Raw genomic sequence first — 25,147 nt, forward strand, 5'->3', positions numbered from 1 at the left:
TGGTTGAATTCCATCTCGCCTAAATCCCAAGGATTCCTGGGGAAGGTTCGTCCTCCCAGGGTTAGTCGGGTGCTAAGACGAGGCCGTAAGGAGTAGTCGATGCCAAGCTGGTTTAATATTCCAGCACCACTCGAAACCGTTTGATCCATAGAGTGACGGAGAAAGTTAACAGAGCAACGTGTTGAATCGTTGTCTACGCTCGTAGGCTGTTCGGGGATAAAATACCGGATAAGGCCGTAAAGTAATGGGACCTCAAAGCCACGGCTGAGAGGGATTCTGTGATACTATGCTTCCAAGAAAAACTTTGTGGTTAGGCCAAGAGTGCCCGTACCGTAAACCGACACAGGTGGGAAAGATGAGTATTCTAAGGCGCGCGAGTCAAATCTCTCTAAGGAACTCGGCAAATTAACCCCGTATCTTCGGTATAAGGGGTGCCTCGAAAGAGGCCGCAGTTAATTGCGTCAACCGACTGTTTAGCAAAAACACAGCACTCTGCTAAGTCGCAAGACGACGTATAGGGTGTGACACGTGACCAATGCGGAAAGGTGAAAGTCTAGGGTGCAAGCTCTGGATCTAAGCCCCCGTGAATGTCGGCCGTAACTATAACGGTCCTAAGGTAGCGAAATTCCTTGTCGGGTAAGTTCCGACCCGCACGAATCGTGTAACGAGTTGACGACTGTCTCGGAGAGAGGCTCGGTGAAATTGTAGTGGCGGTGAAGATGCCGCCTACCCGCAGCAGGACGGAAAGACCCTATGCACCTTTACTGTAAGCTGTTATTGTCGCTTGATTTTTAATACGTAGAATAGGTGGGAGACTTCGAATCCCGGTCTCAGGATCGGGCTGAGTCACAACGTGAAATACCACTTTTTAATTGTTAGGCGTCTAACCTCATACCATTATCTGGTTGAGGGACAGTGATAGCAGGTCAGTTTTTCTGGGGCGGAATCCTCCCAAAAAGTAACGGAGGATTACGAAGGTTCCCTCGGCCCGGTCGGTAATCGGGCTATAGAGCGCATGAGTATAAGGGAGCTTTACTGTGAGACCAACAAGTCGAGCAGTTGCGAAAGCAGGTTCAAGTGATCCGGTGGTTGAATGTGGAATCGCCATCGCTCATAGGACAAAAGGTACGCTAGGGATAACAGGCTGATCGCGCCCAAGCGTTCACAGCGACGGCGCGGTTTGGCACCTCGATGTCGGCTCATCACATCCTGGGGCTGGAGAAGGTCCCAAGGGTTCGGCTGTTCGCCGATTAAAGTGGTACGCGAGCTGGGTTCAGAACGTCGTGAGACAGTTCGGTCCTCTATCCGCTGTGGGCGTCTGTGATTTGAGGGGTTCATTCTCTAGTACGAGAGGACCGAGAATGACGAACCTCTGGTGTTCCGGTTGTCACGTCAGTGGCAGCGCCGGGTAGCTATGTTCGGAAGGGATAAGCGCTGAAAGCATCTAAGCGCCAAGCCCATCCCAAGATAAGATCACAATCTGTCGCAAGACAGTAGAAGGTCCGGGTAGACCACCCGGTTGATAGGCCAAAAATGTAAGCATCGTAAGGTGTTCAGTTTATTGGTACTAATGACCTTCTTCGGTTTATGCAGCCTTACTGTTCGCAGGCGTTTATTTTACCTCCTTCATTTTAATATCTTAAACTTTAACATATAATTTCTCTTAAACGAGAGTCACTTCCTGGTGACCACATGCCGGGGGTTCCACCCGTTCCCATCCCGAACACGGTCGTTAAGCCCCGAGCAGCCAATGGTAGTAGGACGTTAGGTCCCGCGAGAGTAGGTTGTTGCCAGGTTTATGGCCCGAATGTTGCGAAAGCAGCGTTCGGGCCTTCTTTTTTATACCGATTGATAGTTTTCCGTAATAGAAATGCAGTCATGACAAAATGCTGACTAGACGATGTCTTCAAAATGAAGAGATTAGGATTTTAGCTAGGCGAGCATGAGCATAGCGGAAAATGAGGAGAGGAGTTTTTCGTAGCGAGTGGAGATGCGGCGGTAGCGGTTGAGTCGTGCGAAGAGGTTTTCGATGCGATGGCGTTCGCGGTAGAGGTGCTCGGTAAATGGAGGTGTTTGCGATCTTACTTGGTTAGACACGTTGGCACCCGTAATGAAGTCCCGAGGGTAGCCAAGAGCATCGCCTGCCAAGTGGATCTTGGTCGACAGACTTGCCTTGGGCGAGCTGGCCGCCGGCCGGTCCTGAGGCGTGCTCGTGTATTCGAGAGCTGGTGCTGTCGATATTGGATGCTCGTAGTCGCGAGTCAGCGGCATTGATAGCAATGAGCAGCACTCCCACAATCCGCTTGTAGCCCAGCGGCGGAACTTGTTGCAGGCGCTCTTCCACGGACCGAACCAGTCCGGCAGATCCCGACAGCGCGTCTCCGCTCTCAAAATCCATAAAATCGCCTCAATACGCAGGCGCTCGTCGGCACATTTACGTCCACGCCGCCGCAGGTCGCTTAGATTGTTCTGATAGGCGTTAATTTTAGCCCGCTCAAGTGCCTATCACTCAGAGCGAATCCTACTTATTGTTTAACAATGAGATGGCGAGGAAAGGAGTGGGGGTATCGGGCTAAAATATCCGACCATTAACTACTTTTATCAGGCTGCTCATTTTGAAGACAGCATCTTGTGGATTTTAAAATAAAATTATAGTCGCAATAGGAGAACTAACCAAGGGCATCCTAAGCAGTGACGGCTGCCAGGGCGGAGGCAATGGCGGCAAGTAGATCTAGATTAGTGCGAGCTTGGGCCTTTTGCGGAGCATGTCCTTTACCTTGCTCCACATCATCTCGATCAGATTGAGATCGGGAGAGTGAGAGGGAAGAAATCGCGCTTGGGCGTCGGCTTGGGTAATCAGGCTGCGTCCACAGCCATACCTGATTCTCTCCAGTCGGCATCATCATCACGCGTTCTAATTATTTAACGGAGTAGTGATAGAGTATCCAGTGGTTAATTACTTTTAGTATGGTAGAATTTGCGGGCAGCGCATAGCTCGACTTCTCGGGACGCGATGCGTAATTAGTCGGATATCTTGTTGCGGCCCAGGTGCGCGCCTGCTGCCCACGCATCGATTCCTGGTAATACTCGCTTGGTGATAGTAATACCCGAATATAATGATGTATTTGATCGGCTTGGACATGGATGCGGCCGGCGACTGCCAAGTGAGCAGACTGCTCATAAAAAAGCCGCCGGGCATATAAGCCGGGCGGCGAAAAGGGTCTAAGTCTTTGTGACTTAAAAGGCGAAGCGTGCACCAATACGGAATGTCACTGAATCGTCTTCTACGATGTAGACAGACGTTTTGATGGCCACTTTTTCGGTGAACCAATGGTTAACGCCCAGCTCTAATCCCCAAGACTCTTCCGTGTTACTGTCGCTGCCGTCGCGATAGCTGATTTCGCCGATGGCCGCAGTTTTGTCTGTGAGCGGTACTTCTACGCCAGCACCAAGACCGAAGAGGAATCCTTCGTCGTTGTCTCCTTGGATAGGCGCGGGGAACTTCCAGTGGTCCCAGCCATACCCGAGACTCGCGGACATGAATGGCTTGTAACCATCTTTTTCGGCGTAGTAAACCGCTCCGACCTGAAGTGTGTTTTGGGTTAGCTCCGTGGACTTACCGTCCACTTGATTAAAAGAAAAGCTACCAGTCAGATCGACGACGTCGCTGATCGGCTGATTGATGAGCACGGTACCGCCGTAGCCATTGTCAGCAATGTCGCGAAAATCTTTAATCAAGAAGTCGGCTCCGACATAGCGTTTGCCGATGAGGCCAGCTGAGGATTCAGAGTCCTCGACCGTCTGCGCGATCGCTGAAGACGTAACGAAAGTGGCCAGGCCGATTGCGGCCGCGCCGATGAGTTGCTTAGTAGTGATCATTGTTATGGGTTAATAAAAGTGCCGCTGCATTTACCTTGCAGCTCTTGCAATGGCATGAATTTGCAAAGTATGAGCTACGAACGCTATGACAAGCGGCGGTTCGATTTGGCGGTGATGTTGACAATTTTTTACGATCACGTGAGCGACCTCACTTACTGCTTCGCAAAAAGCTACTTCAGGTTTTTCTGGCTAGCCGGACCTAAATTCCCATCGTTCGCGTCAACATGCGCATACTTGTTACTGGTGGCGCGGGCTTTCTCGGCTCGCATCTTTGCGAACGTCTTTTGAATGAAGGCAATGAAGTCATTTGCCTCGATAATTTTTTCACTGGCCGAAAGGTGAATATCGAGCCCCTTCTGAATAATTCCCGTTTCGAATTGGTGCGGCACGACGTCATCGATCCCTTCAAGTACGAAGTCGATCAGATCTACAATCTGGCCTGCCCCGCATCACCCCCGCATTACCAGTACAACCCGATCAAGACCACGAAGACATCGGTGATGGGCGCAATTAACTGTCTCGGTCTGGCCAAACGCGTACGCGCGCGTGTCTTTCAGGCGAGCACATCGGAAGTTTATGGCGATCCCGCAGTTCACCCTCAGCCAGAGAGTTATTGGGGCAACGTGAACCCCATCGGTCGACGCTCGTGCTACGACGAGGGCAAGCGCGTCGCGGAGACGCTGTTCTTCGACTACCACCGCGAAAACAAAGTCGATATTCGCATCGTGCGGATCTTTAACACCTATGGTCCGCGTATGCACCCCAACGACGGGCGCGTGGTCTCCAATTTTATCGTACAGGCTTTGCGAGGCGAAGACCTTACCGTCTATGGCGACGGTTCGCAGACGCGTTCGTTCTGCTACGTGGACGATCTTATCGAGGGATTTGTTCGTTTGATGAACCAGACGGAAACGGTCGGGCCGATGAACATCGGCAATCCCGGCGAGTTCACCATGCTCCAACTGGCCGAACTCACGCTTAAACTCGTCGGAGGCACGTCTAAGATCGTTCACAAAGATCTTCCGGCTGATGACCCCAAACAGCGCCGTCCGGACATCACCATCGCGAAGAAAGTCCTGAAGTGGGAGCCGACTGTCCCGCTCGAAGAGGGCCTGAAGCGCACGATCGCTTACTTCAAGACTCAGGTGTGATCTGAAGCGGCCGTTGCCGGCACCACTCCCTGGTTTTTTGCGAGGGCCAGATTTTTTCAGACTGCTGTGAGTGCTTCCAATCTGGCTGAAGCAATCCGGCAAACACGCAGGATGCCTTGATTTTGTCGTTTGCCATGACCTGTTGCCCGCGTACACGTTGATCCCCTTTCATGATCTCCTGGTTCTTCAAAAAGTTTTCCGGCCGCCACTATCGTAAGTTCCTCGAGAAAGTCCGTCCGACGGTCGCACGCATCAATGAGATCGAGCTGACTTACCAGTCGCTTACCGATGAACAGCTCCGCGCCAAGACCGACGAATTCCGCGCTCGTCTGAAAGCCGGTGAAACGCTCGACCAGCTCCTACCCGAGGCCTTTGCGACCGTGAAAAACGCCGCGCGCCGCCTCGTCGGCACGCGTGCCAATGTCTGCGGCCATGAGCTCGAGTGGAATATGATCCACTTCGACGTGCAGCTCATCGGTGGCATGGCGATTCACGAAGGCCGCATTTCTGAAATGGCCACGGGTGAAGGCAAAACGCTCGTCTCTACCTGCCCGCTTTATCTCAACGCGCTCAACGGCCGCAACGCCCAGCTCGTCACCGTCAACGACTACCTTGCCCGCCGCGACTCTGAGTGGATGGGCCATCTCTTCGGTTTCCTCGGACTCACCACCGGCTGTATCCAGCAACAAATGCCGTCTGATCTGCGCCGTGATATGTATCAGCGCGACATCACCTACGGTACGGCGAGCGAATTCGGCTTCGACTACCTTCGCGATAACGGCATGGCCACCCGCAAAGAGGATCAGGTGCAGCGCGATCACTGGTTCTGCATCGTGGACGAGATCGACTCCATCCTTGTTGATGAAGCGCGCACGCCTCTGATCATTTCCGGCCCTGCGCCCATCGAGCGCGAACAACCATTCACCCGCCTCAAGCCCGGCATTGACCGTCTCGTCAACGACCAGATCCGTCTCTGCAACAAGCTCGTCAGCGAAGCGAAGGACATACTCGAAAAGCCCGGCGCCTCGAACGACGACAAACGCGAAGGCTCGCTTAAATTACTCCAGGTCAAAATGGGGCATCCGAAGAACAAGCAGCTTCTGCGCATCATGGAGACGCCCGAGTGGCGCAAGCTTCTCGATAAGACCGAGACCGACATGAACAGCGACTTCAATAAGGTGGAACTCTACCGCCTGAAGGAAGAGCTGCTCTACGTGATCGACGAGCGCCAGCATCAGGCCGATCTCACTGAAATCGGCCGCAACAAACTGCGTCCCGATAATCCGGATGCGTTCATGCTTCCCGATCTCGCGACCGAGTTTAGCGATCTCGATAAAGACACCGCGCTCACGCCCGAGCAGCGTGAAGAAACCAAGCGCAAATCCCAGGATCGCTACAGCGAGATCTCTGAGGAGATCCACGCGATCAGCCAGCTCCTGCGCGCCTATTCACTCTATGAGCGCGACGTCGAGTACGTTGTCCAAGAGGGCAAAGTCATGATCGTCGATGAAAACACCGGCCGCGTCATGTCTGGCCGCCGCTGGTCCGACGGACTCCATCAGGCCGTCGAGGCCAAGGAGAACGTGAACATCGAGCGCGAGACCCGCACGTACGCGACGATCACGATTCAGAACTATTTCCGCATGTACGAAAAACTCGGCGGCATGACTGGCACCGCCGAGACCGAGGCCACTGAGTTCAACGAGATCTACCGGCTCTCCGTGCAGGTCATCCCGACGAACCGTCCCTGCATCCGCGTCGATAAAAACGACAGCATTTTCAAAACCCGCCGCGATAAATTCAACGCAGTCGTCAACGAGATCAAAGCCGCCAACGACCGCGGGCAACCCGTGCTCGTCGGCACGGTGAGTGTTGATTCCTCCGAAGTGCTTTCGCGCATGTTAAAGCGCTCCGGTGTGATCCACACCGTGCTCAACGCGAAGTACCACGAGCAGGAGGCCGACATCGTCACGCGCGCCGGTCAGCGCGGCGCGGTCACTATTGCCACCAACATGGCGGGCCGCGGCACAGACATTAAACTCGGTGAAGGCGTTCGCGAACTTGGCGGGCTTTACGTGATCGGCACGGAGCGTCATCAATCCCGCCGCGTCGATCGCCAGCTGCGCGGCCGCTGCTCGCGCCAGGGCGATCCCGGTCTCACTAAGTTTTTCCTCTCGCTGGAAGATGAGCTCATGCGCCTCTTCCTGCAGGGCAATCTCGCCTCGCGCCTCATGGAAGGCTCGATGAAGGAAGGCGAGGAACTCGAGCATCCGTGGCTCAATCGCTCCATTGAGGGCGCGCAGAAAAAAGTGGAGCAGCAAAATTTCTCCGTCCGCAAACGCCTGCTTCAGTACGACGACGTGCTCAATAAGCAGCGCGAGGTCGTCTATGGCATCCGCAACGGCGCGATCCACGCCGAGCGTCCGAAGGAAATCATTTTCGAGCAGATCGAGGAGGAGATTCTCAATCGGCTCACCACCGCCGGCTACGGCGAGAAGTCCGGAGCTACCGCGACTTCGGTCGAAAGTCTGGTCGGCTGGGTTAACACGCACTTCCCGATTTCGCTGAAAGTGGACGAACTCGCCGGGGGCGATTCCGATGCGCTGATGAAGCGCATCGTCGATCGTATCAAGGAAGCTTACGCTGTGAAGGAGTCTGTCGAGATCCCTGAGGCGCTCGGATCGCTGGAGCGTTATGTGGTGATCAACGCCATCGATCACCACTGGCAGGAGCATCTCACAGAGATGGAGAATCTCCGCCAAGCGGTCGGCCTGCGCAGCTACGGCCAGAAAGATCCGCTCGTTGAATACAAAGGCGAGGCCTACAAGTATTTCGAAGAGCTGATGAACAACGTGCGGCTCCAGATCTGCACCGGACTGTTCCGCAGCGCGAGCAACCTGCAGGCGTTTGAAAATATGCTCGCGCTTCTCAGTCGCAGCGCGCGCACCGTCGGGCCCGATAATCCTCCCCCCGCATCCTCCACGCGCCCGCCGATTCCAGTTGCAGGCGATGCACCAGTCGAGCCTTCCGCCGAACCAGAGATCAAGCTCCCGGCGGTCACCATCCGTCGCGAGACGCCCAAGGTCGGCCGCAACGATGCTTGCCCCTGCGGCAGCGGAAAAAAATTCAAAAACTGTCACGGCGCTTAAGAAGCCGTTGAGCGGCGCGTATCACGCCTGCGCGCCGCGTAGTTTTTTGTCAGTGGCGTGGGCATTACCCGCTGGCATCGGATCTACAGTCGCAGGCCGCAGCCGATCCGCTGCGAGGTACGCCGCTTGCTGATGGGCACCGATTTTGCGGCCCGCAGCTTTTGTATTTTCAAGAACCATGTCCCAACCCACAGCATCCACCGTTTTCGATCCCTACGCTGAACAGCCGCCGTCGGTTTGGAAAAAGCACGAGCGCTGGTTTTGGGCGGGTGGCATTTTCTTCTTCACGATTTTGCTCACGGTCGTGTCTTTCCCGCCGTTCAACGCGGGGGAATTTGCGTATGCGTTCGCAGTGCCGGCGGTGCTTTGGGCCTACCGGCGACCGAGTTTTAAGCTGTTCACTTGGACGTTGCTGGCTGCGCAAGTGGTCGCGTGGACACTGGTGTTGAGCTGGCTGCATCACGTTACCTGGCTCGGGCTTTTTTTGCTGGGGCCGTTTGTAGGCGCGTGGGTCGGTCTTTGGTATTTGGGTGTGTGGTGGGTGGTGCCGCGCATGGTGGGCCGACAGACGGGATTGCGTATCCTCGCGATGCTTGGACTGGGTGGGTTGTGGGTGCTGATCGAGTGGACGCGGACGTGGTTTCTCGGTGGTTTCCCGTGGTTGCCGCTGGCGGCGAGTCAGTGGAAGCAGATCAGTGTGCTTCAGATCGCATCGTACACCGGAGCGCTCGGCGTGTCGTTTGTGCTGATCACGGCGAACCTCGGATTTGCGGCTTATGCGAACCGGTTGTTTTTCGAAAACCTCAAGGGGTTCAACCGGCGCAGCCAGGAGTTTTTCACGGCGATGTTTTTGTTGATTGTGTGTCTGACGGTACACATCCGGGAGACGGTGAATCGTGGGCACTATACGACCACTGTTGGGCGGGTGGCGCTCGTGCAGCCGTACATCCCGCAGACGGTTAAGTGGGATGAATCCAAGGCGGCGGGGATTCTGGATGTGTTGGAGAGCACCACGGAGCGCGCGGCCAGGACACGGCCGGATCTGATCCTGTGGCCAGAGGCGGTGACGCCCTATGCGGTTAAGGGAAACGCGTCTGTGCAGACGTGGACGGAATCGTTGGTTGCGAAGACCGGCATCCCGTTGCTCATGGGCTCGGTGGCGATTGAGAGCGCCGGACAGGCTGATGCGCGCTGGGTCAATGGTGCGTTCGTGATCGATCCGGTGGTGGGCTTGCAGTCGTCGTCCTACGCGAAGCGGCACTTAGTGCCCTTTGGCGAATTCGTGCCTTTCCGCGCGGTGTTCGGCTGGCTCGAAAAAGTCACGGATGTGGGTGAGGGCGACTTCCATCCCGGGACGAGCACGACGCCTCTTTTGATCTCGGCGAAGAGCGGAATCTTCGCGGTGTCTCCGTTAATTTGCTACGAGGATATTTTTCCGCAGCTCGCGCGTGAGAGCGTACTCTCGGGTGGAGAGATCTTCGCCGTGCTCACCAACAACGGCTGGTTTGGTGAAGGTGGCGCGGCTCATCAACATGCGGCGCATTCGGTGCTGCGCGCCGTCGAGACGCGGCGTCCGGTCATCCGCTGCGGCAACGGCGGCTGGAGCGGCTGGATCGATGAATTCGGGCGCGTCCGCAACGAGATGACCAACAAAGAAGGCAGTATCTATTTCCGGGGCACGGCGACTTATGAGATTTCGCGCGACAGCCGGTGGATTGAGCGGCCGAGTTTTTATACGCGCTTCGGCGACTGGTTTGTAGGCGTGTCGTTGCTACTGGTGTTGCTGGGTTTCGGTTCGGTGGCGTTTGCGCTTCCTGCCCCGGCGAAGTCGGCGGCGGAGGATGACTCGGCACCGACGGAGGCTTAAACGTGTGGAGTGTTTTTAGGGACGTTTGCTCGCACGAACTCCTCCCTTGACCGTGATTTAGCGGTAAACAATAGCTTCGCGGTCCTTATTTCGCCGCGATCAGCGCCGGTCCCCCGCCAACTCCTTTGCCCGCTTCCAGTCATGATTTCTTACGCCTGCCCGTTTCCTGAAAACTTCGTGTGGGGTGTCGCCACCGCTGCGCCGCAGATCGAGGGAGCTGCGTTTGAGGACGGCAAGGGCGAGTCAATCTGGGATCGGTACACACGCATCCCGGGCAAGGTGCTGAAGGGCGACACGCTCGATGTGGCGTGCGATCATTATCATAAATTCAACGAAGACTTCGCGCTGATGCGGCGGCTTGGTGTGAAGAGCTACCGGCTGTCGCTCGCGTGGCCGCGCATTTTTCCGCAGGGCGATGGCTCGGTGAATCAGGCGGGGCTGGATTTTTATCACCGGCTTTTCGATGCGATGGCGGAGAATGACATCACACCGTGGGTGACTCTTTTTCACTGGGATTTGCCGCAGGCGCTGGAGGATCGCGGGGGGTGGACTTCGCGCGTGACGGTCGATGCGTTTGCGAAATATGCCGACACTGTGGTGAAGGCTTTTGGCGGGAAGGTGAAAAACTGGATCACCTTGAACGAGATTCGCTGCTTCACAGTGCTCGCGTATAAAAATGGAGGCCCGAAAGCGCCGGGACGGACGGAGTCGGACGCGGTGGTGAATCAGACTTACCATCATGCGCTGCTTTGCCACGGGCATGGCGTGCGCGCGGTGCGTGAGTTCGGTGGACGCGGTGCGCGGGTGGGGCTCACGGATAATTGCGATGTCTGTATCCCGGTCTCGGAGACGCCGCGCGACATCGCGGCGGCGCGGCAGTGGTTCACGGAGAGAAATCTCCATATCCTCGGAGCGATTTATGGCGGAGGTTACTCGCCTGCTTATCTGGAGCGCGTGGGAGCTGATGCGCCAAAGACGGAGGCGGGGGATTTTAAATTGATCAGCATGCCGACGGATTTTCTCGGGCTGAATATCTATACGGCAACGCATGTGCGCGCGGGAGCGGCGGGTGGTTATGAAGTGGTGACGCTGCCTGTGAATTATCCCCGCGCAGACAGCGTGTGGCTGAATTTGGTACCGCAGTGCATGTATTGGGCGACGCGGATGGTGCGCGATGTTTATGGAGCTAGCTCGATCTACGTGACGGAGAACGGCTGCGGTTACGATGAAGAGCCCGTCATCGGTGGGGAAGTGAACGATCTGCACCGGCGTGAGTATCTCCGGGCGCATCTGCGCGAGCTACATCGCGCGGTGGCCGATGGTGTGCCGATCCACGGGTATTTCCTTTGGTCGTTCATGGACAACTATGAGTGGGAAGATGGCTACACACGGCGCTTCGGCGTGGTGCATTGCGACTTCGCCACACAGGTGCGCACGCCGAAACTGTCGGCGCTGTGGTACGCGAAGGTGATGGAGGCGAATCGCATTCTTTGATGCGGTGCCGAGCGCGCGGAGCCTGGCAGTTACTTTGCTGCTGGCTCTACGAAGGCGGCGAGGGCGTAGATGAGTGCGGCGTTCCAGTTGATGGCGATTTCGTTGCGCTCGTAGCTGCCGAGTTCGTCCACCCAGCTGCGTCCGTCGGGCCAGGCACCGCCGACGAGGTAGCCGGGCCAGGCGGGTTCGCCGCGGCGGTCGTGCGGATGTTGCGGCGGATTCGCGCCGAGACCGGTCACATAGGAGCGGCCGTGATAGTTGCGGCCGAACAGGTGGCCGAGCGCGAGCAGGGCGGTTTCGCGATAGCGGGGATCGGGGTGGAGGCGGTCGGCGAGGTGGAGCTGGAGGGTTTGGCCGGCGACGTTGCCGTTGCAGCCCCAAGACCAGTCCTGGCGCTCGACACCGAGCGGGCGGGAGTGGGAGTTGGAGGCGGCGGTGGTGACGGCGCGGTCGGCGTGGGCGATCAAGTCATCGGTCAGGCGACGGACGAGCGCAGGGTTGCGCGGATCGCTTTCTTTGGTGGTGTGCCCGGAACGTAGATACGTGGCTAGGCCGAGGTCGTTGACGTCGCCCCAGCCCGGACCGTTTTCGGAGAAGGCGACTTTGGAGGCGCGGATTTCGAATTCGCGGAGGACGGCGGCGTCGCCGGTGGTTTCCCAGAGTTCGGCGGCGGCCCAGAGGCGGGCGGAGTGATCGGGCGCGCCGTAGCCGCCGGTTTGAAAGGCGCTTTGGTCAGGGTCGATTTGCTGCGGGTGCTTGAGCAGGCAGGCCCAGCTGAGTTCGGCGGCTTTGAGGCACCGGTCGGCGAAGGCTGCGTCGTGAGCGCGGAAGTGGCGGGCGGCGGCGGCCATCATCGCGGTGAAGTGCGCGGTGGCATTGGTGCCCCACGGAGCGAGGTAGCGCGGGTCTTTGTCGTTGGCGGCGGGGCCCCAGAAACGGAAATCGGGTGAGCTGAGTTTGTGATAAACGCGGCCGTCCTCGAGCTGCATGGTGAAGAGCCATTCGAGCTCCCAGCGGATTTCGTCGAGGAGATCGGGTGTGGTGTTGGCGCTTTCGGGGATGCCGAGATTCAAGGCGGAGATGCGGTTGGGGAAATGTTCGAGGGCCTTGAGCATGAGGCCGACGGTGACGCCGGCGTTGACGACGTATTTGTTGTAGTCGCCTGCGTCGTGCCAGCCGCCGGTGGAGGCGCGTCTCGTGTGGCCGCCGCCGACGTGATCGAGCCAGCCGTCTGCGAGGTGGCAGGCGTGCTGATGGTAGGTGACGCCGTTGTGCGTGCCGGTGACTTCGGTGCCGCAGCGCCAGAGGTACATGGCGCGGGTGACAGTGGTGAAAGGGACGTTCCAGAGATCGTTGCCGATGGTGAAGGGAGCGGAGCGACCGAGGTCTGGAACTTCGATGAGGTAGCGGCCGGGTTCTGTGACGGCGCTGAAATCGAGGGTGCGGAGCGTTTCGCGTGTGTCGGTAGTGGCGGTTTGGAGCGGTGCACTGGCGGTGGCGGAGAAGACTTCTTGTTCGCCGGTGGAGTCGATGCGGAGAACGCGGAAGGTTTTGGCGGTGGCGAGGGCGGTGGCTTGTTTGGTCGATGTGGGGAGAAAGCCGATACTGTTAACGCGGATGGCGGCGCCGGGGGTTAGGTTGAGTGGTTTGTCGGCGGCGTGAGCGACGAGGCCGAGCGTGAGAAGCGTGAGCAAGAAAGTGAGGCGCATGGTGCGGGTGCGAGGAGTTAGCGAGCGGGTTCGCCGACGAGGAGGCCGCGGCCGCCGGTGCCGAGGTAAACGCGGCCGTGAGTGCGGCTATCCCCGGTGATGACGTTGATGAAGCCGAAGCGGGTGCGGGCGGTGTTGAGGACGAGCCAGGTGAGGCCGCCGTCGTCGGAGCGGAAGATGGCGTGGTAGGGCGGGATTTTCCCGGCGAGGTAGATCGCGGGGTGGCGCTGGCCTGCGGCAGGTTTGCCGAAGCCGAGGGCGGAGGCGGAGAGGATGTTTTCCATTTTCGAGTAGGTCACACCGCCGTCGGTTGAGCGGTAGATGCCGGACTCGGTGGGAATCCAGATGTGGCCGGCGTGGCCGGGGACGGATTTGGGCGTGGTGCCTGCGGCGGGAATCCGGGTGGCGGATTTTTTGAAGGAGCGCGCACCGTCGTGGCTGTAGTAGGCGGTGCCGGTGGTCTGGTCGTAGAGGTAGAATTTGGACGGATCGACACGGTCGGCGACGGGAGTGTCGTTGCGGTAGTCGGCGGCGGAGACGAAAGCGCCGATGGAGGCGGTCCAAGTCGTGCCGTCGTCGGTGGAGAAAAAGGGGGCAGATTTTTTTGGGAGCCAGAGGAGGGTTTTGCCGTCGGTGGAGATGGCGATTTTGCCCGGGCCGTTTTTCAGGGCCGTGGGAGGGGCGGACGGAAAGTCGATCCAGGTGAGAGCGCCGTCGAGTGAGAGTGAGGCGCGGGTGGGGCCGGAGTGGGTGCGGACGATTTTGGCGGGGGCGTTTTCGGCGAACTCGATGGAGAGATTGGTGCCGTACATGGGCGCGTGGGTGCCGCGAGGAGTGACTGCGTTGAGGTTATCGTGGCGGAACCCGCCGAAGTCGCCGATGGCGCTAACGAGAGGAGCTCCTTCGGGTGGACTGATGAGGGCGAGCGGGACGGTTTCCTCAATGCCGACGGTGGCGGCGAAGCTCCAGCGGGTGATGCCGCCGGAGTCGGTGGCGGTGGCGTTGTCGGTGCCGAAGATTCCGTAACCGGTAACGAAATACGCGCGGGCGGAATCGAAGGGATCTAAGTCGAGATCGCCGATCCAGTGGGGTTTGAGTTTCGCGACGTAGGGAGCGGTAGAGGTGCCTTGCGGCGCGGAAGAGAGGATGGGTTTCCAGGTGGCACCCGAGTCGGTGCTGCGGAAGATTTCGTCGCCGAGGGTCCAGCGGTTGAGCGTGGAGACGAGGAGGTTGCCGGGGTTTTTCGCGTCGAGGGCGAGGCCGGCGTAGCCGAAGGTGTCGCGATCGAGCATGCCGGGTTGCGCGGGAGAGATGTCGGTCCAGCGGTTGTCGGAAGGGGAATATTTCCAGACGGCGCCGCGGGTGACGTCGTTGGGGCCGAGGTAGTCTCCGTAGGTGAGGTAGAGTATGCCGTCGGTGGCGATGGCGGCGTGGTGAGGGATCAGGCCGGAGGGCTGGCCTGGGACGGGGTTCCAGGTTTTGCCGGTGTCGGTGCTGCGAAAGAGCGCGGGGCCTTTGAGGTCGTTGACGCCGACGTAGATCACGGGAGTCGGGTTGCCAGCGGAGCCGCTGAGGTGGTCGAAGAGTGTTAGCGTGATGCTCGCGACGGGGAAGCGGGTGATTTTTTTCCAGGTTAGCGCGAAGTCTTCGCTCAGCCATAGGCCGTCCTGATTGGTGCCGAGGAGGAGACGGTTGTTTTTATGCGGATCGATCTGGAGGCGTTCGCCGGTGGAGCGGCCGTCGGCATTGCCACCGAGTTTGAAGGGCAGGGGAGTGCGTTGCCAGGTGGCGCCGTAGTCAGTGGAGCTGAGGATGGCGGAGTTTTTCCCCCAGTCGGCGAGGTACTGACCGGCGGCGAGGTACACGCGTTGCGGTTCGAGCGGATCTGTGGCGAGGCTGACGATGCCGAGGAGTTCGGTGTCTTCGGTGCCGAGATCGTCGTTGAGCGGGAGCCAGCGAGACTTGTCGGGGAGCCACCGATATGCGCCGCCGACGTCGGTGCGGGCGTAGATGAGGCCGGGTTGGGTGGAGTTGAAGACGATGCCGGAGACGAAACCGCCGCCGGTGATGGGGACGTTGCGCCAGGTGTAGTTGGTGAATGCTGGTTTGGCGGGCGCGGCGGAAAGCGTGGAGGCACAGATAGCGGCCACGCCGAGAAGCGTGATGATGAGGGAGCGGGGGCGAAAGAGGGGCATCATGCAACTGGGGCGGGGCGGGCGTGGTGTGGTTAAGCGACGTTGGGGATTTTTGCTTGCGCGACGCCAGCAAACTCACGTTGATTTAGCCTTAAACTTTGAAATCACCACGTGTTTTCAAGCCCTTACTCACCCCGTCCGTCCGCATTGTCGTGATTTTCGATTCGAAGAGTCCGTTCGCTTGGATGATTGCTCCGGGAGCATGCGCCCGGAGTTTCACGCGACTTGAATCGAGACCCGGTTGATCGGGTTGTGCTCACTTTTTTCAGCTCATGAAATTCACCGATGGTCAGTGGATACTTCAGCCCGGCGTCAGTGCTTTTTATCCGGCGGAAGTTCACGATGTCACGACTGAGGGCGAGAGCCTGGTCGTCCATGCGCCGACGAGGCCGATCAAGCATCGCGGGGACACGTTGGGCGGGCCGTTGCTGACGGTGACGTTGAGCGCGCCGATGGATGATGTGGTGCGGGTGCGGCTGGAGCACTTCGTCGGGACGGAGGATCGCAATCCGCAGATCCCGTTGCAGCCGGTGGCGGCACCGAAGGTCGTCATCGAGAACCGCAAGGATGCGGCGTCGCTGCGTTCGGGCGGACTGACGGTGCGTTTGAAGCGCGATGGATGGGAAATCGTTTTTGAGGGTGGCGGGCGTACATTGACGAAGAGCGGCTGGCGTGGACTCGGCTATATCCAGTGGCCGGGGCATGGGAATTTCGTTCACGAGCAGCTCAATCTCGGCGTGGGCGAATGCGTTTACGGACTGGGGGAGCGGTTCACGGCGTTCGTGAAAAACGGGCAGGTGGTGGAGAACGATAACAAGGACGGCGGCACGGCGTCGGAGCAGGCGTACAAGTCGGTGCCGTTCTACATGACGAATCGCGGCTACGGCGTGCTCGTGAACAGCACGGGGCCGGTGTCGTTCGAGGTGGCGTCAGAAAAAGTGGCGCGCGTGCAGTTCAGCCAGCCGGGAGAATCGCTGGAATATTTTCTGATCTACGGGCCGACGCCGAAGGAGATTTTGCGGAAACTCACGGCTTTGACGGGGCGTCCGGCGCTGCCCCCTGCGTGGACGTTTGGCCTGTGGCTGACGACGTCGTTCACGACGAGTTATGACGAAGCGACGTGCGTGAGTTTCATCGAAGGGATGAAGTCGCGCGATCTGCCGCTGAGCGTTTTCCACTTCGACTGCTTCTGGATGCGGGAGTTCGACTGGTGCAACTTCCAGTGGGACCCGCGCACGTTTCCCGATCCAGCCGGCATGTTGAAACGGCTGCACGAGCGCGGGCTGAAAATTTCGTTGTGGATAAATCCCTACATCGGCCAGCGCTCGGTGTTGTTCGAGGAAGGACGCAAGGGCGGTTTCTTCATCAAGAAAAAAGACGGCTCTGTGTGGCAGACGGATCTCTGGCAGCCGGGCATGGCGATCGTGGACTTCACGAATCCGGCGGCGTGCCAATGGTTCGGCGATCATCTGCGCCGTCTGGCCGCGATGGGTGTTGACAGTTTCAAGACGGATTTCGGCGAACGCATCCCGACCGAGGGAATCGTTTACCACGACGGCTCCGATCCGGTGGGGATGCATAATTTCTACCCGATCCTCTACAACGAGGTTGTCTTCAAAGTGCTCGAAGAGATTCGCGGCAAAGGTGAAGCGGCGTTGTTCGCGCGGTCGTCCTATGCGTCGGGGCAGCGTTTCCCGATCCACTGGGGCGGTGATTCGTGGTCTACGCTTGAGTCGATGGCGGAGAGCCTGCGCGGCGGGCTTTCGCTGAGCATGTGCGGCTTTGGTTATTGGAGCCACGACATCGGGGGCTTCGAGGGGCTTCCGCCGGCGGCCGTGTACAAGCGCTGGGTGGCGTTTGGCCTGATGTCGTCGCACAGCCGGTTGCACGGGAGCTCATCGTATCGCGTACCGTGGAATTATGACGACGATGCGTGCGACGTGCTGCGCTTCTTCACAAAACTGAAATGCCGCCTCATGCCTTACCTGTACGCGGCGGCAGGGGAGGCGCATCGCGAAGGTATTCCGATGATGCGCCCGATGCAGCTGGAGTTCCCGCATGATCCCGCCTGCGACACGCTCGACCGCCAGTACATGCTCGGAGGCTCGTTGCTCGTCGCGCCAGTTTTCTCGGAGGACGGCTGGGTGGATTATTATCTGCCGGAAGGTCGCTGGACTCATCTGCTCTCCGGTGAAGTTCAAGAAGGCGGTCGCTGGCGGCGCGCTCAACACGGGTTCCTTAGTCTCGGGCTGTTTGTCCGCGACAACACGGTGCTGGCGCTCGGCGCGACTGATGCGCGTCCGGACTACGACTATGCGGACGATGTGACGATCCACGCTTACGAACTGGCCGATGGCTCGGAGGCCAGCTGCCGTGTAACGGACCTGAAAGGCGCCGAGCGCGCGGAAATAAAAGTCCGCCGCGAAGGTAATCGCTACGAGGCTAACGTGGTCTCTGGGCAGATCGGACGCTGGTCGCTGGCTGTGGGTGGATCGTTTGCGAACGCTGCGCAGCCTGCTGTCTCGTCTAAACGTGTCGTGGCAAACGGCCGCTCGGCGGTGATCGCGTCGTAAGCCGCAGTCTGAAACGTAAAACTCAAACGGTCCGGATTTTTTGTGGTGATTTAACGAAAAATGCTGATACCGCTATTTCTCGTAGATGTTCTTTCCGGGCTGCCCCGGGCTTTTTTAATTTCCGACCGAGTGGCTAAGCGTACCCGCGCATGCCGCTCTGGCTCGTAAACCGATAACACCCCAACCCCATGAATACGTACAAATGGCCCGATGTGAGTCTCTCGCTGACGTCCGCTTGGTCCGCCCTCGGCAAGCCGCTGGGCGTTAAGAAATCCGCAACCACAGCTGTCGTCATCACCGAAGCGACTGCTCAATCGGAGGAATGCCGGTGTCCCGTCTGGTACGCGTCCCGTCACGCTGAAGGCGCACACGTCGTGCCGCCCGGGCACAATGAAGGACTTGATACGCGCTACAGCGGTGAACTGACGGCCTGATTCCGCCGGTATCGCGTTGTTTCGCCCAAGCCCGCGCCGTTTATCGCGCGGGCTTTTTCTTCGACATTTGCGGACGTTCTATCGCTGATCGGGCCTCGCGCCGCTCGTGCGCGATCCTCCCACATGCCTCGTCCTGCCAAACGAAAAGCCATCCGCGCCGCCACGCTCGCCGACGTCGGTCGCGAAGCAGGGGTTTCCGCGATGGCGGCCTCGGCAGTGCTCAATGGCGCCCGCACTTCCTCGCGCATTTCGCCGGAAACCCGGGAGCGTATCCTGGCAGCGGCGACGAAACTCCGCTACCGGCCCAACGCCGCAGCACGCGCGCTCGCCGAGCGCAAGATGAACACCATCGGTGTCGCCACGGTGTTCGACGAGAGCGGCGATCTGAATCACTACTTCCTCGAAGTCTTTAACGGCGTCCTCGAAGCCGCCGCGCACCATAATCAAAACACCACTGTGTTCACGCTCCACGACTGGGAGCAGGATTTCGGGCGCTTGAACGGCTTTTGCGACGGCCGCATCGACGGACTTATTCTTGTCGCGCCGATCATCAGCAATGAAACGGCGAAACACCTGCCCGAGCACACACCGTTCGTCGCGCTCCACGCCAACGTCCCGATTCCGGGCGTGCTCAACATCGAGAGCGACGAAGAAAACGGGGCGTACGAAATTGTCCGCCATCTGATCGCGAAGGGACACCGCCGCATTCTTCACCTCGCCGGTCAGAGCGGCCTGCTCGGCGCGGAACGGCGGCTTAATGGCTATCGCCGCGCCCTCGTTTCGGCGCGCATCCCCTTCGATGCGTCGCTCGTGGTCGAAGCCGGTTTCAGTGCCAGCATCGGCCGCCGCGCGATCACCGACTGGCTGAAGGGAAATCAGAACAAACCTCTGCCCGACGCGATTTTTTGCGCCAGCGATCCCATGGCTGTCGGATGTCTCGAAGCGCTTTCGGAAGCGGGTGTCCGCGTGCCCGAGGATGTTTCCGTGACCGGCTTTGACGACAGCCTCGCGGCCCGCACGACCAGGCCGCAGCTGACCACCGTGCGTCAGCCACTCCGCGTCATGGGTATGAAAGCCGTCGAGTCTTTGCTCACACGCATCCAGCAGCACCAAGGTCAGGCCGATCACACCGAGCCGAAGTCCATCGTGTTTCCGGTTGAGCTGGTCGAGCGCGCTTCAGTCCGGAATTTGAAAGCGAAATAAAATCTCTGGCTTTTGCCGGTCCGTCCGGCTTCGTGCTTGGACCGCACGCCGTATGAAAGTCACTGGACTCGCTCTTGTCCCGCCACCCACCGCCGCCGACCTTCCCAAAGTCACACCGGAGCTGCTCGCTTCCGTGCTCGCGCGCTACTCGCGCAGCAACGAGGGCATCGGAGCCATCATGAGCAAGGTGGACCTCGCCAACCCCGAGGCCTCCATCGACCGCATCCTGAAATTCGTCGACTACGGACATGCTTCGATCGGCGGCCTCACCGGCGGACTCGCCATCGCGCTCGATGACGTGTCGATGTGGCTCGCGTATAAAATTTTCGAGATCGCCCAGATGGCCGACGGTCAGGAATCGAGCACGCGCTATATTACGATGGACGCGTCGAATCTGCCGACCGCCGCCGAGCTCGGCATCCCCGACGATCTCGCGCCGCGCTGGCAGGCGCTGATGGCGAAATCGTTCGCGGCTTATAATTCCGAATACGCCCGTCTTGACGCTGCCGCGACTGCGCAACCGTCGCTCGTGCGCGTGCCGCCTGATGCAAAGCCTGCCGTCGTCACCCGTCTGCGCAAAAACTACGCGCTAGACCGCGCCCGTTACTTCATCCCACTCGCCACGCGCACCAATCTCGGTCTCGTGCAGACCTCGCGCATGTGGGCTACGACCGTGAAGCATCTCGACTCGCTGCCGCATCCCGAAGCGAAGGCCGCGGCGAAACTCATCCGCGACGAACTCCTCAAGCAGTCGCCGCGTCTCATGCGGCACAGCTACGCGGAGAAGTCCTACGAAGAACAGGCGCGCCAGGAACTCGCGCTCAGTTGCTTGCTCGGCCTTGAGCGTCTCTCGACGAAACAACTCGCCGATGAAGTCTGGGTCCATGTTGACCGCGCGACGCCGCCGTTTCTACCCGAAGTACAATCGCTCTCCGAAGCGCTGCGCCACCGCCCGAACCGCTACGCGCAACACGGCACCGCCTCGCGCCGCATGAAGGTGAGCTTCGCCTGGAACAACATGGCTATCGCCGAGCTGCGCGACCTCAACCGCCACCGCACGGGGCATCGCTACACGCCGTTTATCCAGGCCGGTTTTTATTTGCCGCCCGAGATCAAGCACAGCGATCACAACGCGCTCCTCGACGAGCAGGCCGCGCTCACGCGCGAGCTGATGCAGCGCGGTTCAGCCGCGTACGTTTATTCGCTGTTGCTCGGCGCGCAGACACCGTTTGAGCACAGCACGCACGGAGATAAGTTCATCTACGAAGCCGAGCTGCGCACCGGCATGGGCGCGCACTATCGCTACGCGGAACACCTCAGCGCCACACTTCGGGAGTTTTTCAAGCAAGTCCCCGAGGCCCGCGAGTGGGTCGTCGAAGGCACCGCCGAGCCGGAATAATCCGCCCTGATTCCACGGGCGGCAGGGTGATGCCGGCGGTCACTTATTTCTCGCGGCGAACGCGTTCTTTTTCGTCGTCGCGTTCCTCTTCGAGCCGGGCGCGCTCGCTGGCCATCTGTTTGGAGATTTTTTGGATCTCTTCGTAGTTCGCCCCGGCTAGCGCGGCATCGAGCTGCTGTTTCAGGAAGATCTCTCGCTCGGCGATTTTGCCTTTGTACACCGCGTCGATGTCCGCGAGCCGGGCTTTTTTCTCGGCGCTGAGCGGCTTGCCCGCGTCGGGATCCGATTTGGCGAGGCGTTCCATCGCGAGTTCGTAGGCGCTCTTCATAGGGGGTGCATTCAGCCGAAACGTGCGATCAACACAAGCGCCAGCGCGGTCAGCGCAAACGGCGGCCAGAATCCGCCTCGCTTCGGCGTCCATTGCCGCGAGTAACCGTAGACCATCGACGCGAGCACCATCCCGAAAACGGCGAGACCTGCCCACGTGCTGAGAAACTCCACGTGCAGGAAAAAGCCCGGGATCTTCAGCAGCCACGCGATGCTCCACTCCATGAACGCCAGCACTAGCGCTGCCGCGTGATTGAACAGCGCGCACAGCGGCGTGAGCCCGGCCAGTCCGCACAGTAGTGAGAGGAATCCGCCGAGGATCACCAGCGATGAGACCGGAATGAGCACGAGATTCGCCAGCAATCCGCCGGGCGTGAACAGTTGGAAAAACACCACGCCGCACACCGTGCTGATGAGTGTCGTGGAGACGCCGAGCGCGACCGCGCCGAGCAGCCAACGCCAGATGTGGTCGCGCGCATGGTGATGCCAGCGCCACGTCGCTTTCGGCAGATCGCGAAAGAGCGGCCACCGCTCCGTCCATCGTTCGGTCAAGGGCAGCCCTAGCAGCAGCAGCGCCGCCACGATGCCGTACGACATCTGGAAACTCGCGCTGAAGAGCTCCATCGGATCGAGGATCAACGACACCAGCGCCGCCGAGGAAAGCGTGGCGATCGGATTCACCGGCAGCCGCAGCACGAGCGCGGCGTGCGTCAGCGCGATCATGAAAAACGCGCGCACGGCCGAGGGACTTCCACCGGTGATGTCCACGTAGAGCCAGAGCGCGACGAGACCGATCGCGACCTGCGCGACGCGTGGCAGTCGCAGCAGGGCGAGCGTGCCGTGCAACGCCACCGCGATCACGACGATGTGGAGTCCGCTGATCGCGAAGAGGTGCATCGTGCCACTCTGGCGAAATTGCAGCGTCTGCTCCTCGCCGAGTTCGTGCTGCTGGCCGAGCAACATCGCGCGCAACGCACCGGCGAGCGCCGGCTGCCGTTCCAGTCCATGTGAAAGAATCGCGCCGAAGCGCTCGAGCATTCGCTCGCAAAATAGCGCATACGTTCCGGCTTCGCGGGAGACGTCGTGAACACGGCCGCGTGTCAGCTGGAAGTTAAGGCCCGAGGCTGTGAGAAAACCTTCGAACGTCGCCAGCGGTGCTTCGCGCGGCAGCGTTTCGAGCAAGCCGGTGACGACGATCTCGGACGAACGTGCGGGCTCGGGCTCTCTGATTTTTTTGCCGAGAGAAAAATAAAGCCGCTGCCCGATCAGCTCGCGCAGATGCGTGTCGGCCTCCGTGATTGTGGCGAGCCCGCTGACTTTTTTGCCATCGGGCAGGGGCGGGAACACTCGCTCAATCCTCAGCGTCAGCCGGGCTTCGCGCGGTGGCAGCGAGTCCCAGCTGTCGATCCGCGCGCGGCGTAGTTCGTAGGCAGCGGCACCGCTGAGAAAAACGGCGAGGCAAAGTCCGATGCTCCAAATCCGCGCGTGATTGGAAAACCACACCGCGATACCGGCCGCAGCGAAAGCTCCGCCGAGCAACCAGCCCACGGGACAGGACCACGGCAGGATTTTTCCCGCGATCACTCCTCCCATGAGCGGCAGCAGCAGCCAAAGCACCGGAGCCCGGTGGCGAAGACATCTCCCGATCATCACCCAACGGAAACCACGCGGGCGCGGCGATGCCCACACATTTCTGCACGCGGCCCTTCATTCCTGGAAAATTCTGTGCATGAGTGTGGCCCGCAAATGCCCTCCGCCGAGCAATCCGATTTCTTTGGTGACACGTCCGCCGCCGCTGCGCGCAGTTCCGCGTCGTCGCTTCCCGCGAAGCCGCCCGCGAACCAGCCGCTCGCCGCGCGCATGAGGCCGCGCACGCTTCCGGAGATTGTCGGTCAGGAGCAGCTCACCGCGCCGGGTGCTTTGCTGCCCCGGCTGATTGCGACGAATCGCTTCGGCTCGCTGATTTTCTACGGTCCGCCTGGTTGTGGAAAAACGAGTTTCGCGGAAGTGATCGCACGTGAAACCAAGAGCCGTTTCGTGCGCATCAACGCGGTGATGTCGAACGTCGCCGAGTTGCGCGAAATCCTCACGACCGCGCGCCGCACGAGCGGGGATGGGCCGACGCTGCTGTTCATCGACGAGCTGCACCGTTTCAACAAATCGCAGCAGGACTTGCTGCTGCCCGACGTCGAGGAAGGCCACGTGCGACTCATCGGTGCGACCACGCACAACCCCGGGTTTTATGTGAATCCGCCGCTGCTCAGCCGCAGTCATCTTTTCCGGCTGGAGCCGCTCGCGACCGCCGCCGTCGCCAGTGTGATGAAGCGCGCGCTGGCTGATATGGAACGCGGTTTGGGCGCGCGTGGCTGTACGGCGGATGACGCGGTGCTCGCCGATCTCGCGGTGCTGTGCGACGGCGATCTGCGGCGAGCGCTCAACTCGCTCGAAGTGATCGTGCTCAGCCTGCCGGAGAACTCCGCGATTACCGCGACGGAGCTGGAGGCGTTTGCGCGCGAGCGCCGCATTCGCTACGACGCCGACGAGGACGAGCATTACGACACCATTTCAGCCTTCATCAAAAGTTGCCGCGGCTCCGATCCCGATGCGGCGATGTACTGGCTGGCGAAAATGCTCGGCGGTGGGGAAGACCCGCGCTTCATCGCGCGGCGCCTGGTGATTCTCGCCTCGGAAGATGTGGGCCTGGCTGACGCGCTCGCGTTGCCCCTTGCGGTGGCGGCGCATCACGCGTGCGAGTTTGTGGGACTGCCCGAAGCGGAATATGCGCTGGCGCACGCAACGCTGCACATCGCCTGCGCGCCGAAGAGCAACTCGGTCACGCTCGCGCTCGCCGCCGCAAAGCACGCGGTATCCAGCCAGCCGGTGCAGAGCGTGCCGCTGCCGGTTCGCGACAAAGGCGGTCAGGCCAGCAAGCGGGCGGGGCATGGGAAGGGTTATCGTTACTCGCACGATTATCCGGAGAATATCTCGGGACAGGATTATCTCGAAACGCCGCTCGCACTCTACGAGCCGAAGCTGCTTGGGCCGGAGGCGAAGATCGCGGAGCGGTTGGCGCGCTGGAAGGAACTCAAGGCGCAGATCCAGGCGAAGCGGTGAGCGTTCAAATCCGTAGAAATGCGGGGAAAATCGCGGGCGGGCTTTTACCCGACCTTAACACAATGCCACTTGCGGGAGGCACGGGCTGACCTAAGTTGCTCGTCATGAAATTCAACGCAGGGCTCGCGAAGTCGTTGTTGATGGCCGCATCGATCGGCATGGTTGTCCCTCTCGTTGCTCAGACCGCGCCTAAGAAAACGGCGCCCAAAGGCGGAGCCGCGAAACCGGCTCCCGCGCCAGAGGCAGCGGCTGAGGAGGAAGCGGAGATCGTGCTTCCTGGCTCGGTCATCGCCCGCTCCGGCGGCGGCTTTCTCTCGCTCACGGTCGAGGGGATTCACTTCAAACTCTCTTTCTACGACGCGAAAAAAAAGCCGGTGGATGCGGATGCGATCCGCGCGATCGCCCGCTGGGATCCGGTCAACAAGGCGGGTGAAGAGCGCTCGATCTTGAATCCAGCGGATGAAGGCAAGGCGCTGCGGGGCAATGTGGCGGTGCGTCCGCCGTACGTGTTCAAAGTTTATCTGACGTTGATCGGGCCGGACGATGTGGTGCTCGAATCGCACGTGGTGAATTTCCGCGGATAATTTTTTTGCGAGAGATCTGCTCGCTGAGCCCGTCTGTGAAGGCGGGCTTTTTTGCGTCTGCTGATGGCG

Annotated in this window: 17 protein-coding genes, 2 rRNA genes and 1 pseudogene (1 of these 20 cut by a window edge); 12 read left to right on the forward strand and 8 right to left on the reverse strand. The window is 59.8% G+C overall.

Annotated elements, in window-relative coordinates; translation table 11 throughout:
• Both CMV30_RS10120 and rrf read left to right on the forward strand, forming a co-directional pair.
• Positions 1-1,593 (forward strand): 23S ribosomal RNA (locus tag CMV30_RS10120); it begins 1,319 nt to the left of the window's first position.
• A gap of 87 nt (positions 1,594-1,680) precedes the next feature.
• Positions 1,681-1,796: ribosomal RNA gene (rrf, locus tag CMV30_RS10125) — 5S ribosomal RNA — on the forward strand.
• Positions 1,797-1,932: 136 nt separating this feature from the next.
• Here the strand turns inward: rrf and CMV30_RS19855 are convergent.
• The 4 genes and pseudogenes from CMV30_RS19855 to CMV30_RS10140 all read right to left on the reverse strand — a co-directional run bounded on the left by CMV30_RS19855 (position 1,933) and on the right by CMV30_RS10140 (position 3,879).
• Positions 1,933-2,097 carry a transposase gene (locus CMV30_RS19855; protein WP_175414820.1) on the reverse strand — a complete coding sequence of 55 codons (165 nt, stop codon included), beginning with the start codon at positions 2,095-2,097 and terminating at the stop codon, positions 1,933-1,935.
• A 204-nt stretch (positions 2,098-2,301) separates the two neighbouring features.
• Positions 2,302-2,484 (reverse strand): annotated as a pseudogene (locus CMV30_RS20910) (transposase); the annotation flags it as partial.
• A 247-nt stretch (positions 2,485-2,731) separates the two neighbouring features.
• Positions 2,732-2,893, reverse strand: a complete 162-nt coding sequence (locus CMV30_RS20915; protein ID WP_096057714.1) for a transposase — start codon at positions 2,891-2,893, stop codon at positions 2,732-2,734.
• Between the two features lie 344 nt (positions 2,894-3,237).
• Entirely contained in the window at positions 3,238-3,879 is a 642-nt protein-coding gene (locus tag CMV30_RS10140; RefSeq protein WP_096055913.1) for an outer membrane beta-barrel protein, read from the reverse strand.
• Between the two features lie 224 nt (positions 3,880-4,103).
• On the opposite strand from CMV30_RS10140, the gene CMV30_RS10145 reads away from it, so the two are divergent.
• The 4 genes from CMV30_RS10145 (at position 4,104) to CMV30_RS10160 (ending at position 11,540) form a co-directional block, all read left to right on the forward strand.
• Positions 4,104-5,030 carry a UDP-glucuronic acid decarboxylase family protein gene (locus tag CMV30_RS10145; protein WP_096055914.1) on the forward strand — a complete coding sequence of 309 codons (927 nt, stop codon included), beginning with the start codon at positions 4,104-4,106 and terminating at the stop codon, positions 5,028-5,030.
• A gap of 170 nt (positions 5,031-5,200) precedes the next feature.
• Complete coding sequence (gene secA, locus CMV30_RS10150) at positions 5,201-8,179, forward strand: preprotein translocase subunit SecA (RefSeq protein WP_096055915.1); 2,979 nt, start codon at positions 5,201-5,203, stop codon at positions 8,177-8,179.
• Between the two features lie 178 nt (positions 8,180-8,357).
• Positions 8,358-10,046: an apolipoprotein N-acyltransferase gene (gene lnt, locus CMV30_RS10155; protein WP_096055916.1), complete on the forward strand. Its 1,689-nt coding sequence runs from the start codon at positions 8,358-8,360 to the stop codon at positions 10,044-10,046.
• A 141-nt stretch (positions 10,047-10,187) separates the two neighbouring features.
• A complete protein-coding gene (locus CMV30_RS10160; RefSeq protein ID WP_096055917.1) occupies positions 10,188-11,540 on the forward strand; it encodes a GH1 family beta-glucosidase in 1,353 nt (450 codons plus the stop codon).
• 29 nt (positions 11,541-11,569) lie between these two features.
• Here the strand turns inward: CMV30_RS10160 and CMV30_RS10165 are convergent, their stop codons facing one another.
• Both CMV30_RS10165 and CMV30_RS10170 read right to left on the reverse strand, forming a co-directional pair.
• Positions 11,570-13,249, reverse strand: coding sequence for a glycoside hydrolase family 9 protein (locus CMV30_RS10165; RefSeq protein ID WP_096055918.1), 1,680 nt, complete (start codon positions 13,247-13,249; stop codon positions 11,570-11,572).
• 17 nt (positions 13,250-13,266) lie between these two features.
• Positions 13,267-15,447: a WD40/YVTN/BNR-like repeat-containing protein gene (locus tag CMV30_RS10170; protein WP_096055919.1), complete on the reverse strand. Its 2,181-nt coding sequence runs from the start codon at positions 15,445-15,447 to the stop codon at positions 13,267-13,269.
• 269 nt (positions 15,448-15,716) lie between these two features.
• Between CMV30_RS10170 and yicI the strand changes: the two genes are divergently transcribed.
• The 4 genes from yicI to CMV30_RS10185 all read left to right on the forward strand — a co-directional run bounded on the left by yicI (position 15,717) and on the right by CMV30_RS10185 (position 21,053).
• Positions 15,717-18,017 (forward strand): alpha-xylosidase, encoded by a 2,301-nt coding sequence (gene yicI, locus CMV30_RS10175; RefSeq protein ID WP_096055920.1) that lies wholly within the window; start codon positions 15,717-15,719, stop codon positions 18,015-18,017.
• 188 nt (positions 18,018-18,205) lie between these two features.
• Positions 18,206-18,451 (forward strand): hypothetical protein, encoded by a 246-nt coding sequence (locus tag CMV30_RS19405; protein ID WP_138223224.1) that lies wholly within the window; start codon positions 18,206-18,208, stop codon positions 18,449-18,451.
• A gap of 123 nt (positions 18,452-18,574) precedes the next feature.
• Positions 18,575-19,654: a LacI family DNA-binding transcriptional regulator gene (locus tag CMV30_RS10180; protein WP_096055921.1), complete on the forward strand. Its 1,080-nt coding sequence runs from the start codon at positions 18,575-18,577 to the stop codon at positions 19,652-19,654.
• A gap of 52 nt (positions 19,655-19,706) precedes the next feature.
• A complete protein-coding gene (locus tag CMV30_RS10185; RefSeq protein WP_096055922.1) occupies positions 19,707-21,053 on the forward strand; it encodes an FAD-dependent thymidylate synthase in 1,347 nt (448 codons plus the stop codon).
• 43 nt (positions 21,054-21,096) lie between these two features.
• Here CMV30_RS10185 and CMV30_RS10190 read toward each other — a convergent pair whose 3' ends face one another.
• Both CMV30_RS10190 and CMV30_RS10195 read right to left on the reverse strand, forming a co-directional pair.
• Positions 21,097-21,381: a hypothetical protein gene (locus CMV30_RS10190; protein WP_096055923.1), complete on the reverse strand. Its 285-nt coding sequence runs from the start codon at positions 21,379-21,381 to the stop codon at positions 21,097-21,099.
• Positions 21,382-21,392: 11 nt separating this feature from the next.
• On the reverse strand, positions 21,393-22,997 hold the full coding sequence (locus CMV30_RS10195) for a ComEC/Rec2 family competence protein (RefSeq protein ID WP_175414821.1): 1,605 nt from the start codon (positions 22,995-22,997) through the stop codon (positions 21,393-21,395).
• A 129-nt stretch (positions 22,998-23,126) separates the two neighbouring features.
• On the opposite strand from CMV30_RS10195, the gene CMV30_RS10200 reads away from it, so the two are divergent.
• Both CMV30_RS10200 and CMV30_RS10205 read left to right on the forward strand, forming a co-directional pair.
• A complete protein-coding gene (locus tag CMV30_RS10200; RefSeq protein WP_096055925.1) occupies positions 23,127-24,494 on the forward strand; it encodes a replication-associated recombination protein A in 1,368 nt (455 codons plus the stop codon).
• A 104-nt stretch (positions 24,495-24,598) separates the two neighbouring features.
• Complete coding sequence (locus CMV30_RS10205) at positions 24,599-25,078, forward strand: hypothetical protein (protein ID WP_138223225.1); 480 nt, start codon at positions 24,599-24,601, stop codon at positions 25,076-25,078.
• Positions 25,079-25,147 lie beyond the last annotated feature (69 nt).

It is taken from the genome of Nibricoccus aquaticus (genome assembly GCF_002310495.1).
Taxonomy (GTDB): domain Bacteria; phylum Verrucomicrobiota; class Verrucomicrobiia; order Opitutales; family Opitutaceae; genus Nibricoccus; species Nibricoccus aquaticus.